At 64.2% G+C, this 13,633-nt stretch carries 14 protein-coding genes; 5 read left to right on the forward strand and 9 right to left on the reverse strand.

Features of this window, described 5'->3' with window-relative positions; genetic code table 11:
- Positions 1-222: 222 nt before the first annotated feature.
- The 4 genes from JI744_RS08795 to JI744_RS08810 form a co-directional block, all read right to left on the reverse strand.
- Positions 223-1,740 (reverse strand): tripartite tricarboxylate transporter permease, encoded by a 1,518-nt coding sequence (locus JI744_RS08795; RefSeq protein WP_202659691.1) that lies wholly within the window; start codon positions 1,738-1,740, stop codon positions 223-225.
- 1 nt (position 1,741) lies between these two features.
- Positions 1,742-2,230, reverse strand: coding sequence for a tripartite tricarboxylate transporter TctB family protein (locus JI744_RS08800; protein ID WP_202659693.1), 489 nt, complete (start codon positions 2,228-2,230; stop codon positions 1,742-1,744).
- Positions 2,227-3,171, reverse strand: a complete 945-nt coding sequence (locus JI744_RS08805) for a tripartite tricarboxylate transporter substrate binding protein (RefSeq protein WP_202659695.1) — start codon at positions 3,169-3,171, stop codon at positions 2,227-2,229. The genes JI744_RS08800 and JI744_RS08805 overlap by 4 nt, the downstream gene beginning before the upstream one ends.
- A 114-nt stretch (positions 3,172-3,285) precedes the next feature.
- A complete protein-coding gene (locus tag JI744_RS08810) occupies positions 3,286-4,431 on the reverse strand; it encodes an ABC transporter substrate-binding protein (RefSeq protein WP_236019351.1) in 1,146 nt (381 codons plus the stop codon).
- Positions 4,432-4,445: 14 nt separating this feature from the next.
- On the opposite strand from JI744_RS08810, the gene JI744_RS08815 reads away from it, so the two are divergent.
- The 3 genes from JI744_RS08815 to JI744_RS08825 are packed head-to-tail and all read left to right on the forward strand — an operon-like array spanning position 4,446 to position 7,158.
- On the forward strand, positions 4,446-5,114 hold the full coding sequence (locus JI744_RS08815) for a response regulator (RefSeq protein WP_202659697.1): 669 nt from the start codon (positions 4,446-4,448) through the stop codon (positions 5,112-5,114).
- On the forward strand, positions 5,111-6,475 hold the full coding sequence (locus JI744_RS08820; protein ID WP_202659699.1) for a sensor histidine kinase: 1,365 nt from the start codon (positions 5,111-5,113) through the stop codon (positions 6,473-6,475). Before JI744_RS08815 ends, JI744_RS08820 begins: the two co-directional genes overlap by 4 nt.
- A complete protein-coding gene (locus JI744_RS08825) occupies positions 6,472-7,158 on the forward strand; it encodes a 5-formyltetrahydrofolate cyclo-ligase (protein WP_202659701.1) in 687 nt (228 codons plus the stop codon). The genes JI744_RS08820 and JI744_RS08825 overlap by 4 nt, the downstream gene beginning before the upstream one ends.
- Here JI744_RS08825 and JI744_RS08830 read toward each other — a convergent pair.
- From JI744_RS08830 to trxA, 3 genes are read right to left on the reverse strand one after another with little or no spacing between them, the layout of a single operon-like run.
- On the reverse strand, positions 7,133-7,315 hold the full coding sequence (locus JI744_RS08830; RefSeq protein WP_202659703.1) for a Trm112 family protein: 183 nt from the start codon (positions 7,313-7,315) through the stop codon (positions 7,133-7,135). The two genes, JI744_RS08825 and JI744_RS08830, sit on opposite strands and share 26 nt — an antisense overlap.
- Positions 7,312-7,956, reverse strand: coding sequence for an LON peptidase substrate-binding domain-containing protein (locus tag JI744_RS08835; protein ID WP_202659711.1), 645 nt, complete (start codon positions 7,954-7,956; stop codon positions 7,312-7,314). Before JI744_RS08835 ends, JI744_RS08830 begins: the two co-directional genes overlap by 4 nt.
- A 25-nt stretch (positions 7,957-7,981) precedes the next feature.
- Positions 7,982-8,905 (reverse strand): thioredoxin, encoded by a 924-nt coding sequence (trxA, locus tag JI744_RS08840; protein WP_202659717.1) that lies wholly within the window; start codon positions 8,903-8,905, stop codon positions 7,982-7,984.
- 124 nt (positions 8,906-9,029) lie between these two features.
- Between trxA and JI744_RS08845 the strand changes: the two genes are divergently transcribed.
- Positions 9,030-9,668 carry a GDSL-type esterase/lipase family protein gene (locus JI744_RS08845; protein ID WP_202659719.1) on the forward strand — a complete coding sequence of 213 codons (639 nt, stop codon included), beginning with the start codon at positions 9,030-9,032 and terminating at the stop codon, positions 9,666-9,668.
- On the opposite strand, the gene JI744_RS08850 is transcribed toward JI744_RS08845, so the two are convergent.
- Together JI744_RS08850 and JI744_RS08855 are read right to left on the reverse strand one after the other, a co-directional pair.
- Positions 9,660-10,436, reverse strand: a complete 777-nt coding sequence (locus JI744_RS08850; RefSeq protein WP_202659721.1) for a glycosyltransferase family protein — start codon at positions 10,434-10,436, stop codon at positions 9,660-9,662. The genes JI744_RS08845 and JI744_RS08850 overlap by 9 nt on opposite strands.
- Positions 10,433-11,650, reverse strand: coding sequence for a glycosyltransferase family 4 protein (locus JI744_RS08855; RefSeq protein ID WP_202659723.1), 1,218 nt, complete (start codon positions 11,648-11,650; stop codon positions 10,433-10,435). Before JI744_RS08855 ends, JI744_RS08850 begins: the two co-directional genes overlap by 4 nt.
- Before the next feature lie 147 nt (positions 11,651-11,797).
- Here JI744_RS08855 and JI744_RS08860 point away from each other — a divergent pair, with 147 nt between their 5' ends.
- Positions 11,798-13,141, forward strand: coding sequence for an oligosaccharide flippase family protein (locus JI744_RS08860; protein ID WP_202659725.1), 1,344 nt, complete (start codon positions 11,798-11,800; stop codon positions 13,139-13,141).
- Positions 13,142-13,633 lie beyond the last annotated feature (492 nt).

The raw sequence follows: 13,633 nt of genomic DNA on the forward strand, positions 1-13,633 counted from the left end.
AAATAGATTTATAAATGTCAATTTAGCTTATCATTTATAAATACTAAAGTACAATACGGCCTGCTTGCTGCTGCGTCACCAAAGCGCAATGCACCACAGCGCCACGGGTACCCGTGACGGCTCGCTTGCAGGGGATGGAGGAGTTCGTATAACCAAAGCACACGGGAAACGGCTTAGACCGTCATCCCGTGTGCTTCGGTTTCGTGCATTGACCCTTGTGGATCAGTCTTCTTCCGCCGCCAGTTGCGATAGCATCTGCCCCTTGCCACGCATCCGCAGCACCATTGGCACCACCAAAGCCAACACTGAAAAGGCCAGCAGCGTGGCCGACAGGGGCGAGCCGACTAACGTTAACACGTCGCCCTGCGCAATCGACAGTGCCCGGCGCAGTTGCTGTTCGGCCATCGGCCCCAGGATCAGGCCCACCACCACCGGCGCGATCGGATAGCCATGCACCCGCATCAGATAGCCCATCAGGCCAAAGATCAGCAGCATGGCCAGTTCCACGGGCGAAGGGTTGGCCCCGATGGTGCCCAACGTGGCGAAGACCATGATGCCCGCGTAAAGCCAGGGCTTCGGGATGGTCAGCAGACGCACCCACAGCCCGATCAGCGGCAGGTTCAAGACCAGCAGCATGCAGTTGGCAATCAGCAGGCTGGCGATCAGCCCCCAGACCAGTTGCGGGTTGGTCACAAACAGCAGCGGCCCCGGTTGCAGCCCGAATTGCTGAAACCCGGCCAGCATGATGGCGGCTGTTGCACTGGTGGGCAGGCCCAGCGTCAGCAGCGGCACCAGCGTTCCGGCGGCCGAGGCGTTGTTCGCGGCCTCTGGCCCTGCCACGCCCTCAATCGCGCCATTGCCAAACTCCTCCGGGTGTTTGGACAGCCGCTTTTCGGCGGCATAAGACAGGAAAGTGCCAATTTCGGCCCCGCCCGCAGGCAGCGCGCCGATTGGAAAGCCAATCACCGTGCCGCGCAGCCATGCCTTCCACGACCGCGCCCAGTCCTGCGCCGTCATCCAGACCGAGCCTTTGATGGCAATGACCTGATCGTCGCCCGTGGCGCGGTTACCCGCCACAAAGAACGCCTCGCCCAGCGCAAACATGGCGACGGCCAGCGTTGTCACCTCGATCCCGTCCAAAAGCTGCGGCACGCCGAAAGCCAGCCGCGCCTGCCCGGTCAACTGGTCAATCCCCACCAGCGCCAGCGACAGCCCGATGAACAAGGAAATCAGCCCCTTGCGCGCACTGTCCCCAAAAGCCGACGATACGGTGATGAACGACAGGCACATCAGGGCAAAGTAATCACGCGGCCCAAAGGCCAGCGCCACCTTGACCACATAGGGCGCAAGAAACGCCAGCGCGAGCGTGGCGATCAGACCCGCGATGAACGACCCGATGGCGGCGGTTGCCAGCGCCGGGCCACCCCGCCCCGCACGGGCCATCTTGTTGCCCTCCAGCGCGGTGATGATCGACGCACTTTCGCCGGGCGTGTTCAGCAGGATCGAAGTGGTTGAACCGCCATACATCCCGCCATAGTAAATGCCCGCGAACATGATCAGCGACCCGGCAGGGTCATGGCCATAGGTCACCGGCAACAAAAGGGCGACGGTCAACGCCGGGCCGATGCCGGGCAGCACTCCCACGGCGGTGCCCAAGGTCACCCCGATCAGCGCATAAAGCAGCAGCATCGGGTCCATCGCGACCGACAGCCCCTGCATCAGGAAGGAAAGCGCCTCCATCCTATTTCCCCAAAAACAGATGCTCCAGCGGCCCGGCTGGCAGGGTCAGCTTCAACAGCCCCGCAAAAACCAGATAGACCACCAGCGCAAAGATGATGCCCACAGGAATGGTCAGCGCCAGATTGCGCTTGCCGAAACCTCGGGCGGTAAAGGCGAACAAAAGCCCAGTCGCAATGGCAAAACCGGCGGTGTTCAGCAGCAGGATCTGCGCGCCAAGCCCGCCCGCAACCCACAGCACCGACACCGCATCCTGCCGGGGCGGACGGACCGGGGTTTCGCGAAAGGCCGCAACCCCCGACCAGACCGCCAGCGCCAGCAGGGCATAGCCGATCCAGCGGGCCACATCACCGGGGCCCACACCGCTGTATCCGCCGGTCTGGTGCAGGCGCGCCGCATCCCACAGGATCACGCCACCAAGGACCGCTAGCAGCCCCGCCATGGCCAGCGCCGCCCCATCGGGGCGGCGCTGCGAGGGGTTGTACCCGCTCATTTCACCAGACCAATGTCCTTGAGGACGGTCGAGGTCGAGGCGATGTCGGCATCAAGCTGCGCCTTGAAGGCATCGCCCGCCAGATAGGTATTGGCCCAGCCCTTGGTTTCCAGCGCGGTCTTCCACGCGTCAGAGTTCACCATCTTTTCGACATCAGCCGAAATCGCGGCCTTCTGCTCGTCGGTGATGCCCGGCGCTGCGGCAACCATGCGCCAGTTTTGCAGCACCACATCCAGACCGGATTCCTTCAGCGTCGGCGCATCGACGCCTGCAATCCGCTCGTCCGAGGTGACGGCCAGAATGCGCAGCGCACCGGCATCGGCCTGCGCCTTGAACTCGCCCAGACCGGAAATGCCTGCCGTCACCTGCGAGCCAAGAATGGCGGCCAGCGCCTCGCCACCGCCGGAATAGGCGATGTAGTTGATCTTGGTGGGGTCCACACCCGCCGCCTTGGCGATCAGGCCCACGGCGATGTGGTCGGTGCCACCGGCGGAACCGCCTGCCCAGGAAACGGCACCCGGATCAGCCTTGAGCTTTTCGACGAGGCCGTTGATGTCCTTGATATCCGAAGAGGCAGGCACCACAATCGCCTCATACTCACCCGTCAGGCGCGCAATCGGCGTCACATCGGCCAGCGACACGGGCGAGGCGTTGGTCAGGATTGCGCCCACCATCACGAAACCGCCGACGATCAACTGATCTGCCTTGCCCGCATTCTGCGAGGCGAATTGCGCCAGACCCACAGTGCCGCCCGCCCCCGGCACGTTCTGCACCTGAACCGAGCTGGAAATGCCATCAGCCTGCAACACCTCTTGCATGGTGCGGGCCGTCTGGTCCCAGCCGCCACCCGGCGAGGCGGGGGCCATGATCATGTAATCCGTGGCGTGGGCGGGCAGCGCCAGCGCAGCCGCCATCATCCCTGCGAAAAGGGTATGTTTCATTGCAAGTCTCCTCCCATGACCGGCAAGGCCGGATGACCCATTCCTGCATGGCCAACCTGTCACAAAGCTGACATGGGCGAAGAAAAATGCCCAAGCCTTGGGCACTGGGAAAACTCAGTCGCCCGACAATGCCGCCTGCCAGCGCGCGATCAGCCGGGCGCGCTTGGACTGGTCCAGATAAACCAGCAGGCCGGGTGATACCGGAACCGGGCGCAATTGCGCGCCCAAGGCCGCCTCCATCGCGCCTGCGCTGTTTTCGGCCGAGACCTCAAGGCTGACAGCCGGAAGCCGCAGCTTTTCGGCCAGAATGGTCTGGCCCGCCTTTGACATGACAAAGGCCAGAAACCGCGCGCCCAGATCGGGCCTGCCCGCCGCGCGCGGCACCAGCCCCACGCGAGAGACGACCACTGTGAAATCGCGCGGCAGCACCAGCCCCACATCGGGATGGCTGCGCGCCCAATCGGCAGCGTAAGAGCCAAGGATGTTGTAGCCCACCAGCAGCCGCCCGTCCGACACCCGCTCCAAAATCTCCTGCGAGGTGGCGAATTCCTGCACCCCCGCCGCCCCCATGGCCCGGATGACCGACCAGATATCGGGGTAATGTTCCTGATCGCGCGCGAGGAACAGAAAACCCACGGCAGATTTCTGAATGTCATAGGTGCCGATGCGGCCATGCAGGGCCACTCCGCCCCGCGCCAGCCATTGCACCAGTTCATAGCGGCTGGCAGGGGGGGCGCTGCCCGCAAAGGCTGGGCGGTTGTAAACCAGCACCGCCGGTTCAAATGTCAGGGCAAAGGCCATGTTGCGCCAGTTGGCCCATCGCGGCCAGGCGGCGCTTTCGGGCACTGTCGCCTCTTGCGCATAGCCGTCATTGGCCAGTTTCACCTGCAAATCCATTGCCGAGGAAAAGGCGAAATCGGCCGTCACGCCGCCTGCATCGGTTTCGGCCACGATGCGGGCGGCGATCTGGCCGGTCAGCAGGTCTTCATACCGCACGGCAACATCGGGGTTTTCGGCCTGAAATCCCGCAATCAGCGGCTGGGCCAGCCGTTCATCCAGCGAGGAATAGATCACCACCTCTTGCCCGGTTGCCCCAGAGAAGGCGGCAAAGCTGAAGACCTCTGCCCGGCAGGGCAGCGCACCTGGACAAACTGTAACCAGGCTAAGAGCAAAGGCATGGGCAAGGCGGGCCAGCATGGGCGCATCATGGCAGCGCGCGGCATGGTTCACAACGCCCGTGACGCCCGCTAGGGTTACCATCAGGGGGAGGCGTGATGCGGATACTTCTGGTCGAGGATAACGCGGCTTTGGCCGAGGGACTGGCGCAGTTGCTGACCGGCGCGGGCTATGCCGTGGACCGGGTGGGCGATGGCGTATCTGCCGAGGCGCTTGCGGCGGCGGAACGCTTTGACCTCATCATCCTTGATCTCAATCTGCCCGAAATGGACGGCCTGTCCTTTCTGCGCGCAATACGGGCGCGCAACAATCAGGCGGCGGTGCTGATCCTGACAGCGCGCGGCACGCCCGAAGACCGCATTCGCGGCCTTGATCTGGGGGCAGATGACTATCTGGTCAAACCCTTTGACATTGGCGAGTTCGAAGCGCGGGTCCGCTCGCTTTTGCGGCGTCAGGCGGGGCTGCGCGCGGCCGAGGTGACGGTGGGCGCGGTCAAGCTTGACCTTGCCGCCCGTCGCTTTTCGGTGGCGGGCCAGACGTTGGACCTGCCCGCGCGCGAACATTCGCTGCTGGAACTGCTGTTCATGCGGGCGGGCAAGGTGGTGACCAAGGAGGCCATCGTTCAGTCGATGACCTCGCTGGATGACAGCCTGTCTGACAATGCCATTGAACAATATACCAGCCGCCTGCGCCGCCGCCTTGCCCCCCATGGCGTGCATCTGCGCACCGCGCGCGGCATCGGCTATTACATCGAGCGCGCGCCATGACGGGCAGCCTGCGCCGCCGCTTGCTGGGTTGGCTGCTGGCGGCGACCGTCGTGCTGGGCCTGCTGGCGCTGGCCGATACCTGGCGCGAGGCGGCCGATACGGCGACCGATCTGTCGGACCGGGTTCTGGCCGGGTCGGCACTGGCCATCGCCGAGCGGGTGACGGTGGGCGAAGATACCGGCCTTTCGGTTGATATTCCCTATTCCGCGCTGGAAATGCTGACCTCGACCGCGCAGGACCGGGTGTTTTACCGGGTTGACGGACCGCAGGGCTTTATCACCGGCTATGAGCAATTGGCGCTGGCGGTGCCGGGCACTGATGGCAAGGGTTTTGCCGACAGCACCTTTGCCGATGATCCGATCCGCCTGATCACGCTGGCGCGCACCGCCACGACCGGCGTCGGTGCGGTGCCCTTCACAGTGACGGTCGCGGAATCCACCTTGGCGCGACGGGAGTTGACCCAGGCGATCCTGCTGTCATCAGCCTTGCGGCTTTTGGGCATGATCCTTGGCGCCGCCGCCATCGTCTGGATTGCGGTGCCCCTCGCCTTGCGCCCGCTGAACCGGCTGGGCGAGGCGATTGCCGACCGCTCGCCCGATGATCTGTCGCCGATCCGGGCCGAGGTGCCGTCAGAGGTGCAGGGGCTGGTCGAGGCGGTGAATTCGCTGATGATGCGGCTGGAAACCGCGCTGGATGCCTTGCGCAACTTTACCGGCAATGCGGGCCACCAGTTGCGCACGCCGCTGGCTGTGATCCGCACCCAGCTTGCGCTGGCCGGGCGTGCCGATAGTCTTGCCGCGGCCCGCGATGCCACTGACAAGGGCGATGCCGCGCTGGCCGATGCCGAGCGTATTCTGGCGCAACTGTTGCTGCTGGCGCGGGTAGATGCCGCCACCGGCCAGCCGGGCGCTGCCATTGAGGTGGCGGCCCTTGCGCGCGAACTGACCGGCGAGATGGTGCCCCGCGCCGCCGCTGCCGGAATCGATCTGGGCTTTAGCGGCACCCCGGCACTGGCGCGGGCAGAGCCTGTCCTGCTGGCCGAGGCGCTGAAGAACCTGATCGACAATGCGTTGGCCTATGCAGGAACCGGGGCGGTGGTGACGGTCGAGGTTGCCCGCAACGACGATACCGTGGTGCTGGCGGTTGAAGATGACGGCCCCGGCATTCCCGCCGCTGCCCGCGCCCAATTGTCGGCGCGGTTTGCGCGGGGGGCCTCGGGTCCGGCGGGCTTGGGCCTTGGCCTGCCCATCGTTGCCGAAATCGCGGCGCTGTTCGGCGGGCAGTTGCATCTGGTGCAGGGCCCACAGGGCCGGGGGCTGCGGGCCGAACTGTCCTTGCCAGGCGCGGGGGTGGCGGCATGACCGGGGCAGGGCAGCGGCCACCGTCCTCTCCCGTCTGTTCACTGGCCGAGGTCGAGGGGCATGACATGCAACAGGAACTGGAGGTGGCCCGTTGGCGCCGCGCCGAACGCGAGCGGCTGCGCGCTGACCGCATGGCGATGGCGGTGGCCGCACGGCAGGATTGGGCGGCAGCCCTGATGCGGCATCTGTCGGCGGGCCTGTCCGGCTGGCTGGGCGATCCGAAAGGCCGCGTGATTTCGGGCTATTGGCCGATCAAGGGCGAGGCCGACCTGCGCCCCTGGTTGACGGAGTTACACGCGGCGGGGGCGATCATCGCCCTGCCGGTGGTGGTGACAAAGGCCAGCCCGCTGGTCTTTCGCCACTGGTATCCGGGTATGGTGATGGAGCGGGGAGACTGGAACATTCCCGTCCCGCCTGCCTCGGCAAAGGTGCTGCACCCCGACCTTTCGCTGGCCCCGCTGGTTGGTTGGGACCGCGCAAACTATCGCCTTGGCTATGGCGGGGGCTATTTTGACCGTACGCTGGCGGCGGCCAGCCCGCGCCCGTTCGTGGTGGGGGTGGGCCTGCAATCGGCCGAACTTGCCACGGTATTCCCGCAATGGCACGACATTCCCATGTCGGTCATCGTGACCGACGAAGGTGTCCAGTCGAACTCGCTCAGTCGATCTGGCGCGCCTCGCTGACCAGCATGATCGGAATGCCGTCGCGGATCGGAAAGGCCAGATGCGCGGCCTTGGAAATCAGCTCTTGCGCCTCGGCGTCATAGGTCAGGACGGCATGGGTGACAGGGCAGACCAGCGCCTCCAGCATCCGGCGGTCGTGAAGGGGGGCATCGGTCATTGCAAAACCTCGTCAGGGGCACCGCCAGAGCGCAGCGCGAATTCGATCAGGGTCACCAGCGTCTCGCGCCGGGCGGTCAGGCTGGGCGATTCCAGCAGCGCCTGTTTGTCCTCGGGCGCAAGGGGCAACAGCATCGACAGCGCGTTGATCAGCATTTCCGTCTCGGCATCCTTCAGGCTGGACCAATCGGTTCCCAGCTTGCGCGCCGCCAGAAACCGGCCCAGCAGGTCAAGAAAACCGCGCCTGTCAAACCCTTTGTCCTCCTCGGCGGTGCCCAGATCGCGGGCAAAGGGCGTCCAATCGACCAGACAGCGGCGATAGGGCGCAAAGCCCTGTACCTCTTCGCGGATACGAAAGCGCGACACGCCGGTCAGAGTGATCATATAGCGCCCGTCCTCGGTTTCGTTGAACCCGGTCAGCCGCCCGGCACAGCCGATGGCCGACAGCTTTTTCTCGCCCCCCGGCACCTCGCGCGGCTGAATCATTCCAATCAGCCGGGTGGGCGATTTCAGGCAATCATCCAGCATCGCCAGATAACGCGGTTCAAAGATATGCAGCGGCAACCGGGCGCGCGGCAACAGCAGCGCACCGGGCAAGGGAAAGACGGCAATCGTGTCGGGCAGGTCGATGTGTTTCATCATATCCCGAAGATAGCGCGAAACCGGATCAGGCGAAGATCATCGACGACAAACGGCGACGGCCCTTCAACACAATCGGGTCCTGCGGCTTCAATGCCTCGAAAATCGTGAAAAGCTGGGCGCGCGCGGCACCGTCGTTCCATTCGCGGTCCAGTTTGAACAGGTCCAGCAGGGTATCCACGGCCCCTTCTACATCACCCGTGGCGTGCAGGGCGGTGGCCAGATCAAACATCACCTGCCGGTCGCCGGGGGCTTTGGCCAGTGCTGCGCGCAATTCTTCAACCGGGCCAGCCTTGGCGGCCTGTTTGGCCAGCTCAATCTGGGCGCGTGCCGCCTCGACCTCTTTCGATTTGGCCAAGGCTGCGGGGGCATTTGTCACCAGCGCCTCGGCCTGATCCAGATTGCCCACCGCCAGATGGGCGCGGATCAGCCCGCCATAGGCACCGGCATTCTCGGGCTCTTCCTCCAGAATGGCGGCAAAGGTTTCTGCGGCATCGGCAGCGGCGCCTTCGGCCAGCATCTGCTCGGCCGCCTCCAGCGCTTCGGCCAGACCGCCATCGGCGGCACCGGGGCCCATCGCGCCAACCGTCTCCACAAACCGCTTGATGTCCGATGCGGGCAGCGCACCCTGAAAGCCATCCACCGGCTGGCCCTGCCAAAAGGCATAGACGGTGGGAATCGACTGGATGCGCAGTTGGCTTGCGATCATCTGATTTTCGTCGACGTTCACCTTGACCATCTTCACCGCGCCCCTGGCGGCGGTGACGGCGGCCTCCAGTGCCGGGCCAAGGGTTTTGCACGGCCCGCACCACGGTGCCCAGAAATCAACGATCACCGGCACCTCGCGAGAGGCCTCGATCACATCTTTCATAAAGGTGGCTTCGGTGCTGTCCTTGATCAGGTCGCTGGTGGCGGCTGCGGGCGTGGCAGGCTTTTCGGTGGTCCCGAACATGGCGTCCTCGGAATGGATATGGTTGCCCGTAATATGAGGGGCTTTGGCGCGGAATTGAAGGGGGCGGGCGGGGTTTACAGCGCAAACCCCGCCGCCTAGCCTTTGCCGGAAAAGGGAGGCCGCGATGCCCGTTCTTCTGTGCTTTGGCGACAGCAACACCCATGGCACCCCGCCCATGCGGATGCAGGGCGAATATCGACGGTTCGATGCGGCCGCCCGCTGGCCGGTTCTGGCGGCCAAGGCGCTGGCTTGGGATCTGGTGGAAGAAGGGCTGCCCGGCCGCACCGCGCAATTCGCCGATCCGGTGATGGGGGGCCATATGGACGGGCGCGAGGGGCTGAAAATCGCGCTGCAAAGCCATGGGCCGATTGATTTCCTGACGATCATGCTGGGCACCAATGATGCCAAGGCCCGCTATGGTGCCAGCGCCGAGCTGATCACCGGCGGCATTGCAGCCCTTCTGGACATTGCGCAATCCACCGAAATGCAAGATCGCCACGGCGGCTTTCGCATCCTCTTGATCTGCCCGCCCCCGGTGCTGGAGCAAGGCCCGATCATGGACCAGTTTTACGGCGCAAGGGCGCGCGGCCTTGCCCTGCCGCCGTTGTTGGCCGACCTTGCCCGCGCAAGGCGCTGCGGCTTTCTGGATGCGGGTACGCTGATCAAGGTCAGCCCACAGGACGGCGTGCATTTCGAAGCCGAGTCCCACGCCACCCTTGCGCAAGGTGTGGCGCAGGCGCTGGCTGATCTGGCGTCAGGCTGAGGGGCCCAGATCGACCCAGCCACAGCGGCGGGCGAATTCTTCGGGCTGAACCTCGGTATCAATCGCCATGTTCTCGCGGAAATCGCGAGAGCGCATGTCACGCCAGCGGTTGCGCCAGATATGCAGGCCGGACTTTGAGATTTTGATGATCGGCGACCGCAGCGGCAGCACGGCCCGCCATTTGCGGCGCATATAGTGGTAGCAGGCGGTGAAATCGCTGTCCAAAGCCTCGTGATAACGGTCATTGTGAATCAGCGGCAGCGCCCCGGCATAGGCGCGAAAGCCCTTTGCCCGTGCGATAGCCACAATGTCGGTGCCATACATGTGCCAGCCCGGCAGCTCCTCATCAAAGCGCAGGCCAGCCGAGCGTTTCATGATGATCAACAGCTCATCAAAACTTTGCACCTCGACCGGCTTCAAGGCCACGCTGCCCGCGATCAGCCCGATCGACGACGACCAGACTGGCCCGATATGGCCTGCATCCAGCGCCACGCCAAAGCTGCCGAACAGCGCCCAGTCGTCGGGCAGTTCCGCCAGACGCGCGCGCAAAACGGCATCCCAGCCCTTGGGCAGATAGACGTCATGATGAACGAATACCACGATCTCGGCATCCGTCGCATCCAGCGCGCGATTATAGGCGACCGAGGCCGAAGGTGCGCCCCATTCGACATGCAGCGGCAAAGACCCGTCGATAATGCAGGGAGAGCGACCAAGGTTGGCGTTCAGGATCGCTTCGGAATGGCTGGCACAGCACAGAACGATCTTCATGGGGTGTCTCCGAACAGGGCGGCCAGTTTTCTGGCCTCTTGGTCAATGTCATGACGGGCAAACACCCGCTTGCGCGCGGCAAGGCCCATGGCCTGCAAGGTGTCGCGCGGGGTGGCGGCCAGTTTCGCAATAGCATCGGCAAGGGTGGCAGCGTCGCCTGCGGGCACCAGCCAGCCGACCTCTGGCGTGACAAGCTCCGGCACACCGGCGATGGAGGTGGCAATAACCGGGCGCCCTGCCGCCATCGCCTCCATCACCACCACGGGCAGGCCTTCGGCGAAAGAGGGCAGGATCAGCGCAGTCGCCTTGGCCAGTGCCTGTTTCACCCCTGCCTCGTCCTGCCAGCCTGCCAGATGAATGCGCGTGCCCAGACCGGCGCGGGCAATTGCGCCCTCGATCTGGCCGCGCAATTCGCCGTCGCCCACAAGGGTCAGGTGCAGGTCCGGCAGGGTGGGGGCGGCAAGGGCCATCGCCTCAATCAGCAGGCCAAAGCCCTTTTGCCCAGCCAGACGACCAATCGCCACCAGATGCGGCCCGCCTTCGGGCAGGGGGGAGGGGGTGGCAAAGGCGCCGGGTTCGATGCCGCAATGAACAACGGCGATCTTGCCCCAGTTGTCGGGCGGGGTCCAACGGCACAACTGGCTGCGGCCATAGGAAGAAATGGCAACCACGGCCTTGGCACCTGCGATCTTGTCGCCCAAGGCCAGCGCATGGGGCGCGTCGAACTCTTCTGGCCCATGGGTGGTAAAGCTATACTCCGGCCCGCCCATCTGCCGGGCCAGCAGCGCGACCGTGGCCGAATTGGTGCCGAAATGGGCATGCAGGTGGCTGATGCCCTGATCCTTGCAACGGCGGGCAACATGCGCCGCCTCCAGCCAATAGATCACATGGCGCAGCCGCCCGCCGGTGCCGGGCACGCCCGCCGCCCCGCGCGCCCCGCACGCCAGCGCCAACCGCAACGCGGCCAACGCCTGACCGGGCCGCGCCACCATCCACCCCAAGGCCGAGGCCACAAGCCGCCGCCCGCCCATTTCCAGCACATGCTCTGTGCGGCGATCTTCGGCCAGATCGGCGGCATCCTTCAGCGCCGCGCGGTCCGACCGCATCGACAGGCGCAATACGCTATGGCCCAGCCGCTCGAGCGCGGCAATCTCGCGCCGGATAAACGTGTGCGAGGCACGCGGATAGGTATTGACCAGATAGGCAATCTTCACAGGGCACCTTTTTGCGGTCGGCTAACGCTGCCCTGCGGCAAAGTTGTGGCCAAGACCAGTGCCAGCAGCCATAACCCGGACAGAAGCCACTGGTAAAGCGCGTCGAAATCGGCTTTCGCAGGTGCAAAGTTCGGTATGGGTGCTGCGATGGGATTTGCCCAAGTGTTGTCTGGTCAGGGATTGTTCTCGCGCGCGATGCGCGGGTCGGTGGTGACGGCGGGGGCCTATGCAGTGTCGCAGGCGCTGCGCTTGGCCTCGAACCTGATTCTCGCGCGGCTGCTTTACCCCGAAGCGTTTGGCATCATGGCGCTGGTCTCGGTGGCGCTGGTCGGGCTGGCGATGTTTTCCGACCTGGGCCTTGGCCCGGCAATCTCGCAAAGTCCACGCGGCGATGACCCGGATTTCCTGAACACGGCCTGGACGCTGAACGCCCTGCGCGGCGCGGCGCTGTGGCTGATGACCTGCGCGCTGGCCTTGCCGATGGCGCGGCTGTATCAGGCGCCCGATCTGGCGTGGCTGCTGCCTGCCGCCGGCATCACCCTGTTGATCAGCGGGTTCAATCCGACGCGGATCGACACAGCAAACCGCCACCTGCTTTTGGGCCGCGTCACCGCGCTGGACCTTGCCTCTCAGGTGATCGGAACGACGGCGATGATCGCGTTGTCCCTGTCACTGCGGTCGGTCTGGGCGCTGGTGCTGGGCGCCATCGCCGGTTCACTGGCCAAGCTGGTGCTGACCTGGATCTTCCTGCCCGGACAGACCAACCGCCCACGATGGGAGCCGGCGGCGGCGCGCAGCCTGATCCACTTTGGCAAATGGATATTTCTGTCCACGGCTTGCGGTTTTTTGCTTTCGCAGGGTGACAAGGCGATTTTTGGCGCGTGGCTGACCCTGCCAGAGCTTGGGGTCTATAATATCGGCTGGTTCCTGGCCTCTTTCCCCGTTCTCTTGGCAGGCTCGGTGATCAGCCGGATCATGATTCCGCTTTACCGCGACTTTCCCCCGGCGGCGAATGCCGCAAACTTCCGGCGGATGCGCCGCCTGCGCTTTGGCGCCACGGGCCTGACGATCTGCTTGCTGGCAGTGCTGGGTCTGATCGGGGTGCCGCTGGTTCATCTGCTTTATGATCAGCGCTATGCAGGGTCCGGCGCGATCATTGTGGCCATGGCCTGTGTTCAGATGCCCGGCGTGATCGGCATGACCTATGACCAGTCGGCGCTGGCCGCGGGTGATTCCCGCAACTACTTTCTGGTCATCGCGCTGAAGGCGGTGATCCAGACACTGTCCTTTCTGGTGGGCATGTCGCTGGGTGGGCTGTTCGGGGCGCTTGCGGCGCAGGGGGCGGCGCTGTGCGTGATGCACCTGCCGATCATCTGGCTGGCCCGCCGTCACCATGCCTGGGACGGCCTTCATGATCTGGTGTTTTTCGCGATGGCCGCACTCTTGTGTGGTGTGGTGCTTTGGCACAACCAAGGCGTTCTGCCGCTTTAGATTCACCTACCGCGCTGTGTTCGTTCCAGAAACGGTGAAACCGGCCAGTTCTGCGATGTGCTGAGGGGACAAACTGCCCAGTACCTCGGCCTGTGGCGCGAAAATCATCACCCCGACGACGAATCAGCCCATTTCATAAACACAATTCCCGGCAGAACGATGCAATTGCTGGTTGTGGTGCAGCCAAATGAGGCAAGAAATAGGCGAACGATGGGCGCAAATATGAAGTTAACAGCGGTGGCGGTGGCTGCTCTGATCTCGCTAATTCCACACGAATTGAGGTAAAATGAATGCGTGGGGGCGTTCTGCCAGAGTGCCAAAATGATGTGGATTGAATTTTTCCCGCCCGGACGGTCGGGAAGCCCTAGAGGGTTATTTCCTAAACCGCCCGGCCAAAGACGATTGATTCCCTGTTTACTGTTTCGTGGTGAGTGACAATGACGGCTACATTTCCCGAGTTTGGTACGCCTAGCTCTTCTTCCGTCGCGGTAA

This window comes from Fuscibacter oryzae, from assembly GCF_016765795.1.
GTDB classification, from domain to species: Bacteria; Pseudomonadota; Alphaproteobacteria; order Rhodobacterales; family Rhodobacteraceae; genus Fuscibacter; species Fuscibacter oryzae.